Genomic DNA, 20,987 nt, shown 5'->3' with positions numbered 1-20,987 from the left:
GTCATCCGCTCACATTTCCGCGCGTCGTTCCGTCCGCCTAACGAGCATCGGCGCGTTACTCGCAGCTCTCGCGATGCTCATCGGTGTTATATCCCCCGCCTTAGCTGTAGACGGTGAAGTCGAACCTCTGCAGGCTCCTATGGAGCAAGAAGACGTCCTGGCCACACCCGATCGCCCTGGAGAAGGCGAAGCACCTATTGGTGATCCGTTGCTCGAGGGAATGATTGAGCCATCGGACGCAGCTCCCCTGAAAAGCGATGCAAGTCTGGCGCTCTCCGACATTCCGGTTAGAACAGACGCCGTGACCGCAGCTATCGTCGACCCCGTTTCCGGATATAGCTACGCTGCGACCCGCTCGGCGTCTCCAGCACGATTGTACAGTGCGCCGCCGTCCCCCGAAGCTGCCACGATCGCGAAGGATCTCCCGTTCGGCACCGGGTCTTGGGATCTGGCGCTCAGCGGTACCACGCTCGCTGTTGGCACTAACGCGCCCTCGAGTCATCCCTCGACCCGACTTCTCGGCTTCAACACTAAGACTGCCAGTTTCACATCATCAGTAGATCTCCCAAGGTCGTCGATGGTCATGAGCGTCGTAGAGGACACCGTGCTCTCGACTCCCGGAAACGGCCGCTGGTTTTGGGTCGGCACTTATCACAAGGCCGGAGCTAAGCTGTTCCGAGTAAACCTCGCAACGGGAACTGCGATCGATTACACACCCGCCGATGCCTGGAAGACCCTTCGCTATGTACGCACGCTCGCGACCGATGCTGCGGGTCTCACCATTGGCCTAGGAACCCCGGCTGCGGTTTGGAGACTTGACCGATCCTCGCAACGCCTGAGCAGTTGGCCGGAAGCCACGCGAGCTTTTGATGGACGTTCCCTCGCATATTCTGCTGCTGCAATAGACCCGTCGAAAGGTGAGGCGCCGATCGTCGTCATCGGCTCCGAGGCCAGCGCTTCCGTCTTTGTGGGTTCTACTCCGGGAGCTACTCCTCTTCCCGCTCAGCAACGGGTCCATTTCCTCGATGGCAACACCGTGGATCGAATCACGATTGACCCGTCCAGTGCGCAAGCATGGTTTACCGTTCGGCCGGACGCAAGGCTATACTCGCTCGATCTCACCGACCCGGCATCGACTCCAGTCGCTCATGGTACGCCCGAACCCGGAAGCGAGACTCGCTCGCTGCAGGTGGTCGAAGGAATGATCCGTGGCGTGACAGGTACGAGCGAGGCGTGGACCTTCGACCCTCTGACCAGCAAAGTCCTCCCGCGACGTAACCTCGTCCCACTCAGCCAAGAACTGCGCGACACCATCCCTCAAGGTGTGATCGAGTTCGGTGATCGGCTACTAGTCGGTGGGCACTGGCGATACCAGGTCCACCACGATCCGTCGATGCAACAAATTCGCGTACCGGGAGAGCCAAAGGCCCAAGTCGTCGTCGGTGACAAGTTGTATTCAGCGATGTACCCCTCAGCTACCGTGTATGAACTCGATTCCTCGCTTAAGGTAAACAAAGTAGCGGCGCTTGGGCACGGTCAGATGCGTCCTACCGCAATCACCTACAATCCAACTTTACAAAAGCTTGCAGTTGCGACTGGGCCTGCGTATGGGCAGTACGGCGGCGGCCTGAGCCTCGTCTCTCCGCAGCCGGATTCCGAACCGCAGGTATACACCTCTCCTGTTGGACGCCACCAAGTTTCGGTGATTCATCCCGTCGACGGCGAACTCTTCCTCGGCACCTCTACAATCGGAGAAGCTCAGCCGGCTCTCCCAGGAGAACGCGCCAAAATCGTTCGATGGCGCGGTACAGGAGATCCGGTGACAGGCACGACCGTGTGGAGCACGATGCTTCCCGTCAATGTCGCAAAGGTTAATGGAGTCCACCTTGTCGACGACGAGTCAGGTCAGCAGCTCGTAGTCGCAGCCGACCCGGCGACCGGCGCGCGCGGCTGGCTTCTGGGCCTCGATCCAGACACTGGCGCGGTGCTCTGGCAGCAGCAAGTGGACGGGCCAATCCGTTGGATGCGCGGGTCGAACAATTATCTTGCTATACATCTCTCGTCATCCATCAAGCAAGTCGGAGTTACGCGCTTCGGAGCTACACTCACAAACATTCGGAATTTCGGTTCTAGTATCGTTCCGTCCTTCGTCTCACTTATGGAAGCGCCACAAGCCGTTCAGCGCATCGCATTCGTCTCAGCCGGTGCAAACGGTGTGACGGGAGTCGCGGCTCAGGGAACGCCTCGCGTACCGTCGCGCGTCGAAGGTGTCAACCGTTACGCAACTGCCGTCGCGGTCTCTCGACAAACCTATGCCCGTGCGGACACCGTAGTGCTCGCACGGGGCGACGACTTCGCGGACGCGCTTTCCGCGGGACCTCTTGCCGCCGCACTCGACGCTCCGATTCTGCTTGTCCAACCGGGAGGCAAACTCACGCCCGAAACCGTCGCAGAGATTGACCGGCTTGGCGCTTCCAAGGCGGTGCCCGTCGGAGGCACTGGGGCGATTCCCGAGTCCGTCTCCGGGCAACTGCCAACCGGGGTCGCACTCGACGAGAACCGTCCGCAGGGCGCCAATCGTTACGAGACTTCCGTCGCTGTCGCCAAACGACTTGAGTCCGAGCTCGGTGGGAAGAAGCGCGATGTCTTCGTAACGACAGGCCAGGATTTCGCGGACGCCATTTCCGCCGTGCCCGCGGCGATTAAAGATAGCCGTTCAATTGTGCTGTATGACGACAATGCCAAAGCGAGCACGGCAAAGTCATTTATCGCCGCCCGCTCCGCCCATGCGTTAGGAGGGCCCGCAGTGTCGTCCATGCGCGCAGCAGGCCTCAATCCGACTCATGCGGTTCTCGGCACCGATCGCTTCGACACTGCGAGGCAGATCGCGTCTCGCTACTTTGAGCGTACGACCCGAGCGTATATAGCGCCCGGCTTGGACTTTCCCGACGGACTCACAGCTGGTGTTCTCGCAGGGCAAGGCGAGGCACCACTTCTTCTTGCGCGCTCCGCAACATTGACGCCGCAGACAACATCGGCTCTGCAAAACGGGAGAGGAACCCAACAAATCACCCTCGTCGGAGGTTGGGGCGTACTAGGCCCGCGAATAGAACAGGCCGTCGCTGACATCCGTTAGCCGAGTTCGAAGGCAAAGCAGGGCTTGGGGACATCATGCCCCCGAGCCCTCAAGGCTGCCTTGTGCCGACCTTAAGCGCCGATGACGATGCGCGGCACGCCGGTCCACTTCGCGGGGTCGGTGGCGTTGCGGCCGTCGGCGAACAGCTTGATCTCCGGGAAGTCGGCGGGCCCGAGCGTCAGGTAATCGGCGTGGTCGGCCTGCAGGATCGCGACGTCCACCGGATCGCCGATCGCGTGCGCCGTGAACCCGTAGGCCGCCAGCTCCTCGTCCGAGAAGAGCGGGTCGTGCACGGTCACGACGGCACCGCGATTCGTGAGCTCTTCGACCGTCGGGAAGACGCCGGAGACCGCGGTCTCCTTCACGCCGCCGCGGTACGCTGCGCCGAGCACGACGACGCGCTGCCCCGAGAGGTCGCCGATGGTCTGCTGCACGCGATCCACCACGTATGACGGCATGGTCGCGTTGTAGTTGCGGGCGGTGCGCACGATGTCGGCGTCGGGGTCGGTCGACAGGTACAGGCGCGGGTACACCGGGATGCAGTGGCCGCCGACGGCGATGCCGGGGCGGTGGATATGGCTGAACGGCTGCGAATTGCACGCCTCGATCACCTTGTACACATCGATGCCGGCGGTATCGGCGAAGCGGGCGAACTGGTTGGCGAGTCCGATGTTCACATCGCGGTACGTCGTCTCCGCAAGCTTCGCCATCTCAGCAGCCTCGGCCGTACCCATGTCCCAAACCCCGTTCGGGCGGGGCAGATCGTCGCGCTCATCGAACGTGAGCACCGACTCGTAGAACTCGATCGCCTTCCGAGTGCCGGCCTCGTTCAGACCGCCGACGAGCTTCGGGTACTTCTTGAGGTCGGCGTAGACGCGGCCGGTGAGCACGCGCTCCGGCGAGAACACGAGGTGGAAGTCGGTGCCTTCGGAGAGGCCCGAGACCTCCTCGATGAGCGGCTTCCAGCGGCCGCGCGTCGTGCCGACCGGCAGAGTCGTCTCGTAGGAGACGAGGGTGCCGGGGGTCAGATGCTCGGCGAGCGAGCGAGTCGCCGCATCCATCCACTTGAAGTCGGGCTCCCACGTCTCCTCATCGACGAGCAGCGGCACGACGAGCACGACCGCGTCCGCCCCGGGAATCGCGTCGGCGTAATCGCTGGTCGCGCGCAGCTTGCCCGCGGGAACCTGCTCTGCGAGCTTCTCCGCGAGACCCGCCTCGCCGGGGAACGGCTCTTCTCCGCGGTTGATGCAGTCGACGAGAGCCTGGTTGACGTCGACCCCCACGACCTCGTGCCCCATCGAGGCGTACTGCGTGGCGAGCGGGAGCCCGATCTTTCCGGTGGCAACGACTGCAATTTTCACGGGATCAGTCTAGCCCGCTATACGCTTCTCCATACGCCGTGGCACGTGCGCTAGGAGAGAAACGCGTTGCAGCGTAAGCGCTGATCTCTGCAGGATTCCAGGTATCGGGGTCGGCGCATATGTTCTGCACCGCATCCGCCAGCGGACCGGAATCGCGCCGTTGCACCAGGCGTGAAGCCTCATTCGGAAGAAACTCGGTGTGACCGCCGGTGCCGGTGGCGACGACAGGCAGACCATGTGCGAGCGCCTCTGCCATGGCGACCCCGAAGGTTTCCGTCTCGACGGGAAGAAGAAAGAGGTCCGACCGGACTAACTCGTGTGACAGCTCCTCGGGAGTGAGATGGCCCCGCAAGTGCAGGCTCTCGATCACTCCGGCCTTCTGCGCCTGCTCGCGCATCTGCTCGGCGAGCGGGCCGTCGCCGACCCAGGTGAGGCTCGCATCCACGCCGCGCGATCGCAACTCGACCATCGTGCGAACCGCTATGACGGGCCCCTTGCGCTCGATGAGCGACCCCACTCCGACAAGCTTCACAGCAGTGCCATCGGAAACCGTAGACGGACGCGGCCTCAATGGCTCACTGGGCATGATGACTTCATTCCCGATCACCATCGTCGGTGTGCGTCGATGCCGATCGATCACGTCCGCGAGGGCTCGACTTACCGCTATCGTTCGCAGCGGGCGCTTGAACAGGGGTTTCAACACCGCCAGACTCACGGCTGTTCGAGTAGAAGCAGGCGGTGTCACGAGTTGCGAGTAGTGCTCGGTGTGCAACCACGGCTTTCGCCTGCCGACCCTCGACAAGCTCACGGGCAGCAGAGCAGGGAAGGCCATTGAGTGCAGAACGTCTGCGTCGGTCGCCATCCGGCGGATCATTCGTGCTGCAGGGATGATTGTCGAGGGACGCTCAATGCTGAAGGGAACGCGTACCACCCGCAGCTCACCAAGTTCTACGGCGTCGACTGCGCGTTCCTTTTCAGAGAGCAATCGCGGGTGGATCAAGTGCAGGACAGTCACCTCGTGGTCGGCCGCGATAAGCTGCGCGTCGCGCAGGTTGAATACGCCCGATCCCGGTGAGGCCGATGACGGAAACCAGGGTGTGACGACCAGAACGCGCATACACCTAGCCTAGGACCTGAACCTCAGGCGGGCCCACGCCGAGTGCCTTTCGGTTCACCGAAGACTGCGGTCTTCGAGCGCCTCATCGAGCGAGGTCGGTCACAACCTGCTGCGCTCGGGCAACCCATGTATGTCGATGGCGGACCTCTCGCACCCATTCGGTGACCGCTTCCAGCTCCTCCGGGCGCGCAACGAGGCGGTCGAGCGTTTCACCGAATTCATCGTCGCCGTATCCGACGGTCCAGCCCACACTCTGATCTCGCACGAAACGACCTGAATAGCTCCCTGAGGAAGCGATCACCGGCTTGCCATTGCCGAGGTATTCGAAGAGCTTCACCGGGACAGCGAACGTCCAGTACACGATCGGCTCGACGGCGAGGAGGCAGGCGTTCGCTTCATCGTAGAGTTCGTGAAGTTCGTCCCCACTGCGGTGCACTACTCGAATATTCGGCGCCATGAGCTCGCGATACTCGGGTTCGCGCTGCTTCCACTCCGCTTCGCGGGTGCAAATCGTGAGTTCGACCCCGGGCCTACCGGCGATCGCGCGCACGCTCTGATGCATGCGGTAATTGTCGTTGAGCCCTCCGACGTAGAGAAGCCGGAGTGCCGCGGTGCTCGCCTCACCGTCGCTCTCGGATGGTGCCGTATCACGTACCTCGCACCCGGGAGGCAGCTCGCGGAAGCGAGCGCGGTCGATGATCGGCACCCATTTGCTCATTTCCATCGAGGGAAGGTAGATGTCGATTCCGGCTCGTCGGTAGGCGCGCAAGTCGCGTCGATGCAACGTGCGCAAGATTGCCGACAACGGCCACCGCACGAGCTGGCTGTAAATGGGGAAGTTCCAGTAGATGTCGCGATAGAACAGACCGACCGGGATTCCCGAACGGCGACAGAACTGCAAGAAGCGGATATCCCGACTCAGACTCGTTGCGGGGGTGACCGGCTCCCCGAGGCCTGTAGGAGCCGTTGCTGACTCGGAGTAGACGAAATCGACGTGCAGGCCTCGCTCGATTTGCTCGCGTACGCGCTTGATCTGCTCACGGCGTTCCGGATGACGGCCCGAGATCTCGATGACGCGGTACCCGATTTCCTCAAAGGCACGGCGCATCTTCACCGGGCGGATCCCGCTCGCGCTCTTGGCTTCGGGATTCAGCCGATACGCGACGTGGAAAATCATTACCGGCTTCTCGGGCAAGTCGCCTCCTTCGATGTAAAGCGTGTCACGGCGCAGGTCGCATTCCGCCATCGCGGTCGCAAGACTATCGCACGCCCGACCTATGGTGGCTGGTGCTCCTGCCCGGGATTCACGAGGCTCACCCGTAGAATGGTCGAGTGAAAATCATGAGCGTAGTCGGGGCTCGGCCCCAATTCGTCAAGCTCGCGCCTATCGCAAACGCTCTGACCGCAGCCGGTCACGAGCACGTGATCGTGCACACCGGGCAGCACTACGACCCCATGTTGTCGGACGTGTTCTTCCGCGATCTCGGCATTCCAGAGCCCGACGCTCATCTCGGCGTGGGATCCGGCTCGCACGGCGCTCAGACCGGATCGATGCTTGCGAGTATGGACAAGGTGCTGGAGAACTTCACACCAGACTGCGTGCTCGTGTATGGAGACACGAATTCCACCCTTGCGGCAGCCGTCAGTGCGGTCAAATTGCATTTTCCGGTCGCGCACCTCGAGGCGGGCTTGCGCTCGTTCAACCGGGCGATGCCGGAGGAGCACAATCGCGTTCTGACCGACCACGCCGCGGATCTTTGCCTCGCTCCGACTGAAGTGGCGATGCAGCACCTCGCAGATGAGGGCCTAGAGACGCGTTCCGAGCTCGTGGGCGATGTGATGACCGACGTGCTGCTCCAGGTCAGAGATGCCGTGCAAGCGTCGGGATCGGCTCACCCCCTCGCCGGGATTGACGCTCCAGCCGGTTACTACGTCGCGACGATTCATCGCGCGGAGAACACCGATGACCCCGAGCGACTGCGCGAGATCGTCGATGCGCTCGCTGCGGCGGATCGACCCGTGGTTCTCCTTGCGCATCCGCGGGTGCGAGCCAAAGCTTCGGCTCACGGTATAGAACTCAGCTCCGGAGCACTGATAGCGCGTGATCCGCTCTCCTATCCTGAGCTTATCGCGGCAGTGCTCTCAAGCGCTGGCGTTGTCACTGATTCCGGGGGCCTGCAGAAGGAGGCGTTCCTGTTGCGGGTTCCGTGCACGACGGTGCGTCGTGAGACAGAGTGGGTGGAAACTGTCGAACTCGGCTGGAACGTGCTCGCGAACACGTCGTCGGAAATCAGGGAAGCACTGACGCGTCCGACTCCTCAGTCAACTAATGCGGCGCCGTACGGTGACGGCTCGGCCGCTCGAAAAGCGATCGATGCGATCGAAAGACATCTTGGCCGAATGCCGTAGCAGCTCAGGGCAGAAGACGACACGACGAATCTCTCGCCTCGTCGCGGTGGAAATAGGGCCCGTAGTAGCGAGCCAGACCATCGTCTCACAGCGTCACGTTCTCAGGTCTTCCGGTTCAGTTCTTCCCCGTCGAGGTGATGGCGTATATGGCGTCCGCCCATCCCACATTCTGATACTCGGATGAGAGCCTCTCGGCGGCTGCCTCCGCGTTCGCTTTGAATATCCGCACTTTGTCCAAGTCCAAGTCTTCCACGGCGGCGGAGATCTCGGCAGGAGTAAACCCGTCCGTCACGACGCCGAGTTCATGTTCCTGGAGCAGGTCGACCATGGATGCGGTCGGACCGATGAGCAAGGCGAGACGCGCCTGAACATAATCGAAGAACTTGTTCGGCAATGCGAGTGCGTTATTCGTATTGGTGGGCGGCAGCACGTGAATGCCGACGTCGTAACGATTCAGTGTGTCGAGGAGATCTTCCTGCGGGACGGGCGGGAGCACAGTGATTCGCGGGCCAAGTTCCTTCGCAAGCGCACGGAGGCCGTCATGGTACGGCGTTCCCTCCCCGACCAGGAACAGGTCGAGCGTTGCGCCATTGCGCGCCTGCGCGACACCTCGCATGATGTTCTCCACACGCCGACTCGCAAGGCTCGCACCCGAATGGACGACCCGCAGCGGCTCGGCGACTTCCGTTGGAGAGAAGTCGCGAGCCGGGCTCGCGTTTGTCACCACACCAGCTTCGATATCGAATTCTTCTGCATACCGAGCTGCAATCGTCGAGCTGACGGTCGTCACTGAGCGCGCTCGCGTCGCTTTCCGGCGAAGCTGCCAGAGATAGTAGGGCAGCCGAACCTTCACCCACGCTGGATTCTGATCTTCACGTCCGGGCCAATACTCATGCAGATCAACATGCACGCGGTTCTGCGGTGCTACCGAGAGCGCTACGCCGACGGTGTCGAGGTCGTTTGCAAGAACGACATCGAAGTCGCGCTTTCGGAGACCCCGCTTCGCCTGTCGCACCGCCGGTGTGATCCGATAGGCAAGGGCGAAGAGATGGAGCCGAATGAACGCCGCTCGGAGGAGCACGACGAGACGTGGCTCGGCGGAATCCACTTCGACGTGCGCGACCGTGCCCTCGGGCCGGGCACCGTAGCCGCACGTGGTGATCGCGAAGTCGTCGGCGAACAGCCGAATCTGCTTCAAGATCCGCGCGTCCGATTCGATTCTCGAGAACGACAGGATCAACATGTTCGGTTTCACAGTCATAGCAACCCCGCCAATTCTGCCTGAAGTCGAAACTCGGGCACTTGTGCAACGACTTCCTCGAACGAGCCGCGTCCGAGGATTCTGCCCTTGTCCAGGTAGCAGACCTGGTCGTAATCGCGAATAGTCGCGAGGCGGTGCGCAACCGTGACGAACGTGACTTCGCCCTTCAGATCACGCATCGACTCGGTCACTCTGTTCTCTGTGGCCGTGTCCAGCGAGCTCGTTGCCTCATCCATCACCATCACCCGCGGGTGCGAGTACAAGGCTCTCGCGATGCCCAGTCGCTGCTGCTGACCACCCGAAATCGATGTGCCGCGCTCACCGATGTGCTCTTCGATGCCGCGACCCCTGAGCGCCAACTCTCCGAGATGCGCGCGCTCGAGCGCTGAACGCACCTTGTCTGGGTCGTAATCGTCGCGCCAAGTCAGAGCCACGTTCTGCGCGATCGAGGCATCGAATAGCGCCACCCGCTGCGGCACGTAGCCGACTTGAGAGCGCCACTGCTTCATCACGTCCGCGATCGGCACCCCGTCCACCAGGAGCTCGCCCGCCGTCGGCAGGCTGAGTCCGAGCAGGATGTCAATCAACGTGGACTTCCCGGCTCCCGATGGTCCTACGATCGCGAGGCTGCTCCCGAACGGTATCGTGAGCGTCAATCCATCGAGAACGTTCTTCTCCGCATTCGGATAGCGGAAACCGACATCTCGAAGTTCAACCGCTCGAGCCACCGCGGGAAGCGCCGCGCGATCCTCGGACTGTGCGGAGAGCACGTCCTCGCTCGTCGACGCAGCGAGTTCTCGAATGACGTCGCGTGCATAGACTTCGTTCGCGCCGGCTGTAGTGAACGCCGACTGCACCGTTGTCATAGCAGGGATCATCCGGAAGCCCGTCGCCGCGAAGAGCGCAACAGACGTCATCGCGGCCGCCATCCCGCCCATGAGGTAGGCGCTGCCGCCGATCACCACGAATCCCCCGATGAGCGCGCTCTCGAAGGCGTACTTCGGAACGATTCCGAGGAAGGAGATGTTCGCCCGAGCGCGCGTGGCGATGCGACGATTATCGGAAACCACTTGGCCGATTTCGTCGAGCTTACCGCGCAGCGCCACTTCCTTGAGCGCGTCCACCATCTCAGTCATGATCGTGGCTACTCGATACGCGTACTTCCGGTTATTCTGCCCCGCTTTCCGAGCGCGCCGCGAGATCACCAGGAGCATCAGCGCGGAGAACGCCAGAAGATAGATTAACGCGATCAGCGCGGTGCTCGGCTGGGCGACAACCAGTACCGTCAGCACTGATATGAAGGTGAGCACGTTGCCGGGTACCTGCGAAAGCGGGAGGATGAAGCCCATGTTCGCATTCGCCATCGAGCTATCGACGATTCGTGTGACTTCGGCCGTGCTGATCTGCGAGCGCTTCTCCCAGCTCGAATGCGTATAAGCGCGGAAGAGTGCGCCCCCGACTTCGAGCTCATACTTGGCGAAGCGTCGGGTCGCGAACCAATGCAAAATGATCGCGAGCACACTCTTCAGCAAGAAGAGAACGCAGATCACCAGCACGATCCACACTGTCGCTTCCGTGGGAATCGTTCCGATGATCGGTAGGGATATCGGCTCGCCGCTCGCCACCGGGGTCACTACGGCGACGATGAGAGCGAGTGCCAGCGTATCGAGGATGGCGAGCGCTCCCGTGAGGATCGAGTACCCGATGTAGAAGGGCTTCGCGCCCTTCGGCAGCACGTCAAACAGCTCGACTAACGTTCGCCACAACTGTTTCATCGTTCGGTCTCCTTCATCGCCGCGCTGATTCGCAAGCAGAGCTCAGCGTCGCTCCAGCTCGGCTTCGTCTTCGTATGCCCGCTCACGGGCGGACCGCTTTGGTGAGCACCGCGACCGCGCGAGCCGCGACCGCCTGAAGGCCGACGTTCTCGGTGGCCCACCGCGAGACCCTCCGTCGACGCCTCCACTGGGCCTCCGGCTCCACATCGGCGAGTAAACGCGCAGCCGACACCATTGCCGCCGCAACCTCCGTCGGATCGTGCGCCACGGCGGTCCCGAGCGGAAGGCCGTCGACGGGAGTCCTCACGAAATTCTCCGCCGGGCCAATACCGGCGTAGATGAGCGGAGCGCCGCACACGGCCGCACTGTAGAGTTTGGTCGGGAATGCAAAATCGTAGCCCGCTCCAGGCTGCACGCTAGCGATGGCCGCGGTCGCGCCGGCAAGTACCGGAGCGATGAGCTCGGCGCTCAGCACGGGCTCGAACGCGACCGCGCCCTCCACCCCAAGCTCCCGCGCGCGGCGTTCCAGAGCCTCGCGTTCGGAACCTCCGCCGATGAATCGCAACCGGGCTCGCGGTAGAGCTCGCAGCACGGCTGGCAGGGCTTCGACGAAGACATTCGCACCGTGCCACTCGGAGGCCGTTCCCGCGTACACGAACTCGTCATTCCGCTCGCGCAGATCCTCCGTCTCCGCTTGAGCAAGGGTCAGCGCCTCTGAGAAGCGCGCTGCGTCGACGCCGTTGCCGATGGTCGAGACGTCGGCGACGGAGAATTCGGAGAGGCGGCGCGTCACTCCGTCGGAGACGGAGAGTACCGAACGCGCACCCCTCAGAGCGAAGGATTCGAGTGCGCGAACGGTTCGCACCATCCAGGCGGGAGCGTCGGTCTGCGACGCGGCGTCGGACCAGATGTCTGCGGCGTAGTAGGCATACGGAGTGCGAAGGAACGCCGCCGCCAACCGTACGAAGAACCCCGTCGTGGGAGGCGGTTCGGAGACGATGAGATCACGCCTCCGCCCCAGGAGCAGTCTGAAGAACAGTGGAACGTCGAAGCTCAGGTACGGCAGATATCCACGCACGTATCCGCTCGAGTCGCGAAGCACAGGGAAGCGCTTGACCCGATATCCACGGCCCGAATCACTCGCCTTGCGAAGTCGAGCGGGAGGACGCACCGTGAGTATCTCGACCTCGTGCCCGTTCTCGACGAGCGCGCGCGCCAGAGCGGCCAGGCGGAACGAGGCCGCACTCGGCTCCGGCTCGAAGATGCGGCTTGCGATTGCGATCCTCAAGCTGACGCGGCCTCCGGTATCACGCGCCCGCCCCGGCGACTGCCGTCACCGCGGCGATGATGCGTTCGAGATCGCTCTCGCTCAAGGACGGGTGTACCGGAAGCGACAGCACCTCGGCAGCGGCGCGCTCCGTCTCGGGCAGATCGAGCCCGGGCGCGTACTTCTCGAGCGAGGGCAGGCGGTGGTTCGGGATCGGGTAGTAGACGCCCGATCCGACGTTGTGCTCCTGATTCAGCGCCTCGCGGATGCGGTCGCGCTCGCCGGCATCGAGTCGCACGGTGTACTGGTGATACACGTGGATCGCGTTCTCGTGAACCTTCGGAGTCTGCACGCCGGCGACGCCCGCGAGCCCCGCGTTCAGCGCCGCGGCATTGCTCTGGCGCTGCGCGGTCCACGCGTCGACCTTGGTGAGCTGCACGCGGCCGATGGCGGCGTGCACATCGGTCATGCGCGCATTGAAACCGATGACCTCGTTGGCGTACTGCGTCTCCATGCCCTGATTCCTAAGCAGCCGAACGTTACGGGCGATGGCCTCGGAAGCGCAGGTGACCATCCCTCCCTCGCCCGACGTCATGTTCTTCGTCGGGTAGAGGCTGAACATGGCGAAGTCACCGATGGTTCCCACCTGCCGCCCGTTCCAGCTCGCGCCGTGGGCCTGAGCGGCGTCCTCGTAGATCGCGAGGCCGTGCTCCCGCGCAATCGCCTCGATCTGATCGACGAGGAACGGGTGGCCATACAGGTGCACCGGCATGATGCCCTTGGTGCGGGGCGTGATGGCCGCGCGCACGGCCTCGGGATCGAGCGTGAAGAACTCGGGCTCGATGTCGACGAAGACGGGGGTAGCACCGGTCAGCGCAACGGAGTTGCCGGTCGCCGCGAAGGTAAATGACGGGACGATGACTTCATCACCCGGGCCCACGCCCGCGGCGAGCAAGCCGAGATGCTGACCACTCGTGCCCGAGTTGACGGCGACGGTCTCGCGACCATCGGCGAAGTGCGCGCCGAACTCCTGCTCGAAGGCGGTCACCTCGGGCCCCTGCGCGATCATGCCGGAGCGGAGCACGCGATCGACTGCCTCACGCTCCTCCTGGCCGATGATCGGCTTGGCCGGAGGAATGAAACTAGATGCCATGATTATTCTCGACCTCCCACACAGTGCACCAGCCAATACCGGCACAGTCTTCTTCAGAATAGTCGATTCAGCTGAGCAACTGAGCCACCGTGCGATTAAGCCAATGAGCGTAGTTCTGGTGACGAATTCACCTGCGATGGTTCGGCCAGACTGTGACATTCAGTGAGCGGAGTCGAGCCACTCTGACAGTACTCTGCCGCTTTCACGACCGTCATGCCAATGCCTCACAAATTCAGGACCTTGCTCTGCCTTCTCGATTGCAACGCCGGGACGAGCCAGAATCTCAGTGATAGTACGCTCAAGTTCGGCTGCAGTCGATTGGATGATGGGAAGTTCTCGGCCGGCCAACTCGCGAGTCAACTCTCGTACCCACGAGGGGACGTGCGAAACGACAATCCGACCCGCTGCAAGCGCTTCACATGCAGCCACTCCGTACGGCCCTCCGCGAAATTGGTCGAGAACAATGTCGGCCTCACGGTAAATTTCACGCATCTCGCTGTGGCTAAGTCCAGAGATTCGGCGATATTCAATCACTCCGCTATCGTTCAACCGCTGCATCGTGCCCTCGATGAGGTCGGTACCTTTAATGTGCGAGCTCGACGGCGCGTGAACTACACGAGGACGACGAGTTTTCGTAAGAGGCGATTCCTTTGTAGCCCAAGCCTCCGGATCCACCACCACCGGCAACAATCGTGCGTTGACCGTTTCTCGAAGTAAGTCCGGAGTTGATACGAATACCGGCAACCTCGTTCTGGAAATCAGTTCCTTACTGCTTTGAGACTTCCTTCGCATCGAGTCCGTGAAGTCATCATCGACACCAAAATATGAGTCCGGTTCTGACCCAAGATGAAAGTCTGGATCCCGGAGGTCACTCCCGTGGAAAATAAGCCCGACCTTCACGCCTTTCCGTCGAAGAGCTTCGATCTGCGTGAAGCAATCTGCCCCATATGCTCCTCCTAGGACGAGCGATGCGGACTCAACAAGGACGGCCCTATAACTTTCGAGTGCCGACAGCTGATTTTTCTGCCACTTGCGAGAATGTGCAGCATATCCGCTGGCAACTGTAAGATCTGCGGGATAGCCGTAACGGTCAGATGAAGACGAAACCTTCAAGTTCATCGGCAAGAGCCCAGGCCGAGCCCGCTCCAGGGCTCGAGCCCAAAGATATCCCTGACCGGCACTGTTCACTGGGCCGAAAAGAACCCGATCCCCTGCACGTTCGGTTGGAGCGGAATCAGGAAACGCCACGCCGTCTTTCTTAAGCTGCCGCAACGCAAGAATACTCCAGGCCCATGAACGAATTATGCCGAGCAGCGACCCCCTGCGCACACGAACTTCTCGCTTATGCCGTCGACCGGCAAGGTTCATAGAGCACATCTATTCGCCATAATTACGTCATTTGTAAGCACCCCAGAACCTCCCAGGACCAGGATCTTATCTCGTGCGATTAGCGCTGTAGCTTCATAAACGCTCAACGGCACACAGGTCGCTCTCGACAGCAGCAATGGTGAGCGCTGCGATCCGGAAATCGCATTCCCCGCCAGCGCATCAGCGAAGTCTAGGCCGCTGACCCAGTACGGGTTGCTCTCCCCTTCTTCGAAAAAGGCATTGGCGATAAGCGCTGAGGTGTCATAACGGTCCTTACCAGCGAACCGCCTGACAGTATGATCCTGCCCAACTGAGCGTTCGATGCCTACCGAAACAGCACCCGTTCCGCCTGCGATGTGGACATTCTTCACCCCAAGTCGCTTCAGTTCGGACTGCATCGCACTTGGCAATGCACTTGCTGCGCCGGGAACGAGCAAAACTGGGGCACCCGAAGCACCAGCTGCAGCGCCTGCTGAGAGGGCGTCTGCAAACTCGGTCCCTGTAGCTATGAACGCGCCAGAAGAAGTCCCATCGGCCCATCCCGCCCGGGCGAGGGCCAGGGAAGTCTCGTAACGGTCTGCTCCAGAAATGCGATCGACGCGCGGAGCGAGCTGACTCAACTGCCTCATCACATTGTTGCTGACAACTCCCGGACCGCCAGCAATCACGATGCGTTCCGGCCGCAAGCGTGCGACCTCGGTTCGAGTGACCTCCGGCAAACTCGCTTGGGTAGTCAGAAGTAGTGGCGCTTTCCATTTTGCACCCAGTGCCCCAGCGCTCAGTGCGTCGGGGTAATCCAATCCATTTGCGATGATTACCGTTCCAGCAGTAGCGGGATATGCACTCTTCGCTACTTCAACCGCCGTTGCAAAGCGGTCTGATCCACTCAGACGCTGTTTCGGGAATTTTTCGAGATCCTGTACGAAAGTCGGAGCACCATCTGAGGTCACGCTTGCCACACCCTCGGCAAAGGACATGACACATCTCGACCCATCCTGAGCACAGGTTAGGTCACTCTCAGGCCAGCCCCATGCTCCGAGTTGTCCACCAGCTGACCGATAAGCATCTCGCAATGGGCCGTCAGGAAGGGCGAAAGCTCCTGACGCTGACTGGTATACGTCGCCACTGGCGAATCGATGTATCTTCCCGGCGTTGGGCCCCGCTCCTACCGCCGCGGCTGCTTCTTTCGCATATCCGAGCTTAGAGCTATGCCTTTTCCATGCGTCATAGGTTTCCGGGGTCAGCTTCACCATGCCGGAGGCGCTACTCCAAAGACCTATTCCGTTCTGGAAAGCCATGGCACAACCACTCTCGTGGAGGCCACATTCGGCAGATGAGATGGGCCATCCATAAGATCCGCTCGGTCCTCCAGCGGAGCGGTAGGCGTCTCCGAAAGGCCCCGTTCCGATCGCATAGACTCCGGCAGAGCTTCGGTACATCGTTCCGCGCAACATCGGGTATGTCTTGCCGCCGCCATTCGCGTTGGTGCTTACCGGCGATCCAATCGGCACCCCGATGGATCCGCCGCCCGGGCCGAGAGCACGCCAAGCCGTGAGAAAGTCGGGGTCAACCTTCAGTGCACCGCCACTCGAGCTGTAAACGAGTTCGCCTGATCTAAAGCTCTGTGAAACCGCACCTCCGACGCCCGCGAGTGCGTTCGCAACTGGGAACCCAATCTTCCCACCGAATCCCCCCTCTTTTTCCCAAAGAGTCTGAATTTTTGTTGGCACCAGGTAAACACCGTAGCCTTTGGCCTCCGCCGCAATACCTCCTTGGAAGCGCATCGTGTTGTTGCCCGACGTTCCTTGGTTCACGGCCGGTGCTGTAGGCCATCCCCAAGCGCCCCCAATGCCCCCGGCCTTCGAGTAGGTTACATAAATAGGGCTTGTCCTTTGCATTGCGGACACTTGCCCTGCTTTAGGCTCGAAAACAATGCCCCCAGAGAATTGCTGGGTACGACCTCCACCGTTGGCACTATTTGAAACTGCTGCGGCCTTGGGATTGCCGAGCCATGCACGGTTATCCTGCCAGTAGCTGAGGATGCTACCATCTACGGGGTACGCAAGATGAGGGCTGCCGAACCAGGACTTGTAGAAGTTGTAGAAGTTGCGGTTGCCGTAGCTCGAGCATGCGTCGCCCGTGCCCCAGCCGGCATTGAGCGCGGCCTGATTCGGGCGGTACGGCGTGTAGATGTAGAGCGCTGCGGTCGCCCAGTTCGAGATGTAGACGGTCGAGGCCCCGCAGCCCGCGTTCGGGTGCCACTGGATTCGGTTGTTCTGGAACGGCTTGTAGTTGTAGCTGTTCGGGTTGGCGCGGTACACCTTCAGCTGCCATGCGGCGCGGTAGACCTGCTGGAAGAACCCTGTCTGCGTGGGGTCGCAGTTCGCGCTGTTGCCCGGGCCGGAGTCGGGGCACGCGTACCCCATCGCGACGTCGAACTGCCGAACGGTCGGCCAAGTGTCCGTGACGAGGCTCTGCTCCTTCTCGAGCATGATGAGCAGCACGCGCTGGCTGATGCCGCAGGCCTGGCCCACTTTGGCGATGATCTGCGCGGCGCTCTCGCCGCTCCGTCCCTGATACGCGGCGCAGTACGCGTTGGAGGGTCGGCTCTGAGTCGACATCGAGAAGTTGCGCAGGCACTTCGAGGCGATCTTCGTCTCGCCCCACTTCATACCCGCTTCGCGGCCGGGATCCCCGATCGTGCAGCGAGGCACCCGCTGATTGAGGAAGGTCTGGATCTGGCCGGCGTCGAGCGCGCGACCGTCGTAGAAGTTCGCGTCGGAGACGATATTCCCCGGATTGAACCCGTCCGTGATGTTCGCCGCCTGCGCGGGGCTCGCGCCCAACCCGGGCACGAGCATCGTCACGGACATCACGATTGCGGCGAAGGCCCCCATCACGGCGGCTCGCAGACCGCCCCTCCTGTTGCTGCTCGAATGCACGCAGACTCCCCAATTGTGAAGCCTGAGCTTCGACTTACCCTTGATGGTAAAGAATAAGCGCTTCAGCGCTCGTCTGCCAGAATAGAAGCCATGGACTCTGCCCCCGTCGCCTCGAAGCGTCACGATCTCGACGTGTGGGTGGTGATTCCGCTCTACAACGAAGCCTCGGTGATCGGCGGCGTGCTCGAAGATCTGCTGCGCGTCTTCCCCCAGGTCGTGTGCATCGACGACGGCTCCCGCGATGGCTCGGGGGCGATCGCTCGCGCCGCGGGAGCGCGGGTGGTCAACCACCCGATCAACCTCGGGCAGGGCGCCGCGCTGCAGACCGGCTTCGCCTACGCGCTCGAGCGCGGCGCGAGATACGTGGTGACGTTCGACGCCGACGGTCAGCATCGGGTGGTCGACGCGCAGGCCATGCTGCAGCGCGCTCGCGATGAGGATCTCGCGATCGTGTTCGGCTCCCGCTTCCTCGATGATCGAACCCAAGCGGGCTTCCTCAAGAAACTCGTGCTGAAGACGGCCGTCATCGTGACGAACTGGACGACGCGCACCCGTCTCACCGACGCGCACAACGGCCTCCGCGTCATTCGCGAGGACGCGGTGCGGGGCATTCACCTCCGTCAGGATCGCATGGCCCACGGCACCGAGATCGTCGTGCAGCTCGGGCGCACCGGCCTCCCGTACGCTGAAGAACCCGTCGAGGTCATCTACAGCGACTACTCGAAGGCGAAGGGCCAGTCGCTGCTCAACTCGGTCAACATCCTCATCGACCTCATCATCAGGTAGGCCACCATGTCGATCTTCCAGCTCCTGCTCATCCTCGGGATGGTCTTCCTCGCCGGGCTCGCCGTCCGGTTCCTCCCGGGTGAACGCTCACTAGCCCTGAAGCGCATCTTCGCGATCCTCTTCGTGATCGCCGCCGCACTCGCCATCCTGTTCCCGAACGCCTTGACCGCCGTCGCGAACCTCCTGGGCATCGGCCGTGGCACCGACCTGCTGCTCTATGTCTTCATCGTCGCCGTACTCGCCTTCGCCGTCGCCGTCATTCGGGCCAAAGCCCGGAGCGACGCGCGAGTCACTCAGCTGGCCCGGGCGGTTGCACTCATGGAGGCCCGGATCTCCGAGCGCACGAACGACTCCGGGCCCGGCGAAGGCTCGGCCTCATGACGGCTTGGCTGCCGCTGGTCCTGCCGGCACTCGTCGCCCTCGCAGTCGTCGCGATTCTCGGGCTCCCCAGCGCCTTCGCGCTCAGACTGCGCGGAGCTGCCGTCGCGATCGTCGCGGTTCCGGCGGCATTCGCGGTGCTCGCGCTCGCCCCGATCTTCTCAGGGGTGCTCGGTCTCCCCTGGACGATCCTCTCTCCGCTGGCCGTTGCGCTCCTCCTGGCCCTCGTACTCTTCGTACTCCGCAGGTGGCTCGGCCAGTCACGCGACCGCAATGCGCGGAGGCTCGCCCCTTCGCAGCGCTTCTGGGTCCCGGTTGGAGCAGCCGCTATCGGCGGGCTCGCGACCGCCACGATTCTCATACTCAGTCTGAAGTCGGCGGACGCGATCTCGCAGACGTACGACGCCATCTTCCACCTCAACGCGGTTCGCCTGATCCTCGACAGCGGCAACGCCTCGCCGTTCGCGATGGACCTCGCATCCCCCGGTGATCCGACGTTCTACCCCACCCTGTGGCACGGGTTCGTCGCGCTCGTCGCCCAGCTCAGCGGCGCATCGATCCCGCTCGCCACCAACGCCGTGCTCTTCGTCGTCTGCTGCGTGGTCTGGCCGATCGGCGCAGTCGCACTGGGGCGAGCCCTCGCCGGCCCGTCGACGCGCGTCACGGTCGTATCGGGCATCGTCGCTGCGGCATTCCCCAACTTCCCGCTCTCGCTCGCCGGGTTCGGCGTGCTCTACCCGAACCTGCTCTCGCTCGCGCTGCTCCCGTACGTGCTCGTCGCCGCCCTGCAGCTGCTCGCCCTCGGCTGGGCGCGGCAGTCACTCCCGCTCCAGCACGGCACGAGCTGGGTCCTCTTCATCGGCTCGCTCGGAGCCTCGGTGCTCGCGCACCCCAATGCGGTCCACGTCCTCCTCCTGTGGCTGGCCGTTCCGGTCGTCGCCGCTGCGGTTCGCGCATTCCGGGGCGGCCGTGTCATCACCGCCGACGGTGTGATGGTGCAGCCCGCACGGGGCCGCGCCCTGCGAGGCACGCTCGCGGCGGGCGGCCTCGCGGTGTTCCTCGGCATCGTCGTGCTCGCGTGGTACTTCGGCCGCACCACGACGAACCCGTGGGAAGGCGGGCACCCCTCGCCGTTCGGCGCGATCCTCGACGCGATCGGATCGACCCCGAAGATGGAAGGCCATAACTGGCCGATCACGATGCTCGTGCTGCTCGGCGCCGCGCTGCTCATCCGCCGCCGCGGCCAGCGCTGGGTGCTCGGCGTCTCGGTCGTGCTGATCGCCTTCTACGTGATCGCCGACGGATTCCCCACCTCCGACTGGCGCACGTTCTTCCTCTCCCCCTGGTACAACGATCCGTGGCGTCTCGCCGCACTGGTGCCCCTGGGCGCGCTGCCGCTCGCCGTCTACGGCGCGTCGGCGGCCGCGGCGGTGGCCGGCCCTGCGACCCGTCGCGTCGCGCGCATGTTCCCGGCGCGGAGCTCGCGAACGCGTCACGCATTCTGGGTGGCGTTCGCCACGCTGTTCCTGCTCGCAGCCACCCAGGGCGCGGGCGCCTTCGCCGCCGTCAACTACGTCAGCTCGAAGTACGAGTTCGACCGGTGGTCGCCCCTTCTCAGCCCCGACGAGCGCGCCATCATCGAACGCCTTCCCGAGAACGTGCCCGAGGACGCGGTGATCATCGACAATCCCTGGAACGGCGGTGCGCTCGCCTACGCGCTCACCGGGCTCGAGGTGCTCGTGCCGCACACGAGCGGCAACTACGATCCCGATGTCGCCGACATCACCACCGGCATCGACCGCGGAACCCCCGAGGCGTGCGCGGCGGCGGACGACATGGGCGCCGAGTTCGTGCTCGACTTCGGGCGCGAGTACGTCTTCCCCGGCACACCTCGCGCGATCCCGTATCTCGGCATCTCGGGCGTCGAGGAATCCGCTACGCTCACCGAGGTGGATCGCGAGGGCGGGGCCGTGCTGTACCGCATCACCGGATGCGACCTGAACTAAATATGCTCGCCGTCACCGCACGGCATGC

14 protein-coding genes are annotated in these 20,987 nt (G+C 62.8%); 5 read left to right on the top strand and 9 right to left on the bottom strand.

Translation table 11 applies throughout. The features are described 5' to 3' along the window. Window positions 1–139: 139 nt before the first annotated feature. Complete coding sequence (locus PQI23_RS08815; RefSeq protein ID WP_339973648.1) at window positions 140–3,136, top strand: cell wall-binding repeat-containing protein; 2,997 nt, start codon at window positions 140–142, stop codon at window positions 3,134–3,136. A 71-nt stretch (window positions 3,137–3,207) separates the two neighbouring features. Here the strand turns inward: PQI23_RS08815 and PQI23_RS08810 are convergent, their stop codons facing one another. The 3 genes from PQI23_RS08810 to PQI23_RS08800 form a co-directional block, all read right to left on the bottom strand. Beyond that, window positions 3,208–4,497 (bottom strand): nucleotide sugar dehydrogenase, encoded by a 1,290-nt coding sequence (locus PQI23_RS08810; RefSeq protein ID WP_339973646.1) that lies wholly within the window; start codon window positions 4,495–4,497, stop codon window positions 3,208–3,210. A gap of 4 nt (window positions 4,498–4,501) precedes the next feature. After that, window positions 4,502–5,614 (bottom strand): glycosyltransferase, encoded by a 1,113-nt coding sequence (locus PQI23_RS08805; RefSeq protein WP_339973644.1) that lies wholly within the window; start codon window positions 5,612–5,614, stop codon window positions 4,502–4,504. A gap of 82 nt (window positions 5,615–5,696) precedes the next feature. Further along, window positions 5,697–6,860: a glycosyltransferase family protein gene (locus PQI23_RS08800; RefSeq protein ID WP_339973641.1), complete on the bottom strand. Its 1,164-nt coding sequence runs from the start codon at window positions 6,858–6,860 to the stop codon at window positions 5,697–5,699. 86 nt (window positions 6,861–6,946) lie between these two features. On the opposite strand from PQI23_RS08800, the gene wecB reads away from it, so the two are divergent. Beyond that, window positions 6,947–8,023: a non-hydrolyzing UDP-N-acetylglucosamine 2-epimerase gene (gene wecB, locus PQI23_RS08795; protein WP_339973639.1), complete on the top strand. Its 1,077-nt coding sequence runs from the start codon at window positions 6,947–6,949 to the stop codon at window positions 8,021–8,023. Between the two features lie 115 nt (window positions 8,024–8,138). Here the strand turns inward: wecB and PQI23_RS08790 are convergent, their stop codons facing one another. The 6 genes from PQI23_RS08790 to PQI23_RS08765 all read right to left on the bottom strand — a co-directional run bounded on the left by PQI23_RS08790 (window position 8,139) and on the right by PQI23_RS08765 (window position 17,789). Beyond that, window positions 8,139–9,284, bottom strand: a complete 1,146-nt coding sequence (locus tag PQI23_RS08790) for a glycosyltransferase (protein ID WP_339973637.1) — start codon at window positions 9,282–9,284, stop codon at window positions 8,139–8,141. Then, on the bottom strand, window positions 9,281–11,059 hold the full coding sequence (locus tag PQI23_RS08785) for an ABC transporter ATP-binding protein (protein WP_339973635.1): 1,779 nt from the start codon (window positions 11,057–11,059) through the stop codon (window positions 9,281–9,283). Before PQI23_RS08785 ends, PQI23_RS08790 begins: the two co-directional genes overlap by 4 nt. 82 nt (window positions 11,060–11,141) lie before the next feature. Then, a complete protein-coding gene (locus tag PQI23_RS08780; RefSeq protein ID WP_339973633.1) occupies window positions 11,142–12,347 on the bottom strand; it encodes a glycosyltransferase in 1,206 nt (401 codons plus the stop codon). Between the two features lie 19 nt (window positions 12,348–12,366). Further along, entirely contained in the window at window positions 12,367–13,479 is a 1,113-nt protein-coding gene (locus PQI23_RS08775; protein WP_339973631.1) for a DegT/DnrJ/EryC1/StrS family aminotransferase, read from the bottom strand. Window positions 13,480–13,638: 159 nt separating this feature from the next. Next, complete coding sequence (locus PQI23_RS08770) at window positions 13,639–14,598, bottom strand: glycosyltransferase (RefSeq protein ID WP_339973629.1); 960 nt, start codon at window positions 14,596–14,598, stop codon at window positions 13,639–13,641. A gap of 245 nt (window positions 14,599–14,843) precedes the next feature. Continuing rightward, window positions 14,844–17,789: a cell wall-binding repeat-containing protein gene (locus PQI23_RS08765; RefSeq protein WP_339973627.1), complete on the bottom strand. Its 2,946-nt coding sequence runs from the start codon at window positions 17,787–17,789 to the stop codon at window positions 14,844–14,846. A gap of 90 nt (window positions 17,790–17,879) precedes the next feature. On the opposite strand from PQI23_RS08765, the gene PQI23_RS08760 reads away from it, so the two are divergent. Genes PQI23_RS08760 through PQI23_RS08750 form a run of 3 tightly spaced genes read left to right on the top strand, consistent with a single transcriptional unit; the run spans window position 17,880 to window position 20,959 of the window. After that, window positions 17,880–18,575 (top strand): glycosyltransferase family 2 protein, encoded by a 696-nt coding sequence (locus tag PQI23_RS08760; protein ID WP_339973625.1) that lies wholly within the window; start codon window positions 17,880–17,882, stop codon window positions 18,573–18,575. A 6-nt stretch (window positions 18,576–18,581) separates the two neighbouring features. Then, window positions 18,582–18,956 (top strand): DUF2304 domain-containing protein, encoded by a 375-nt coding sequence (locus tag PQI23_RS08755; RefSeq protein WP_339973622.1) that lies wholly within the window; start codon window positions 18,582–18,584, stop codon window positions 18,954–18,956. Continuing rightward, entirely contained in the window at window positions 18,953–20,959 is a 2,007-nt protein-coding gene (locus PQI23_RS08750) for a DUF6541 family protein (RefSeq protein WP_339973620.1), read from the top strand. Before PQI23_RS08755 ends, PQI23_RS08750 begins: the two co-directional genes overlap by 4 nt. Window positions 20,960–20,987: the final 28 nt, after the last annotated feature.

Source organism: Leucobacter sp. USCH14 (assembly GCF_037619215.1).
Taxonomy (GTDB): domain Bacteria; phylum Actinomycetota; class Actinomycetes; order Actinomycetales; family Microbacteriaceae; genus Leucobacter.
This window is presented reverse-complemented; position numbering and strand designations above follow the sequence as displayed.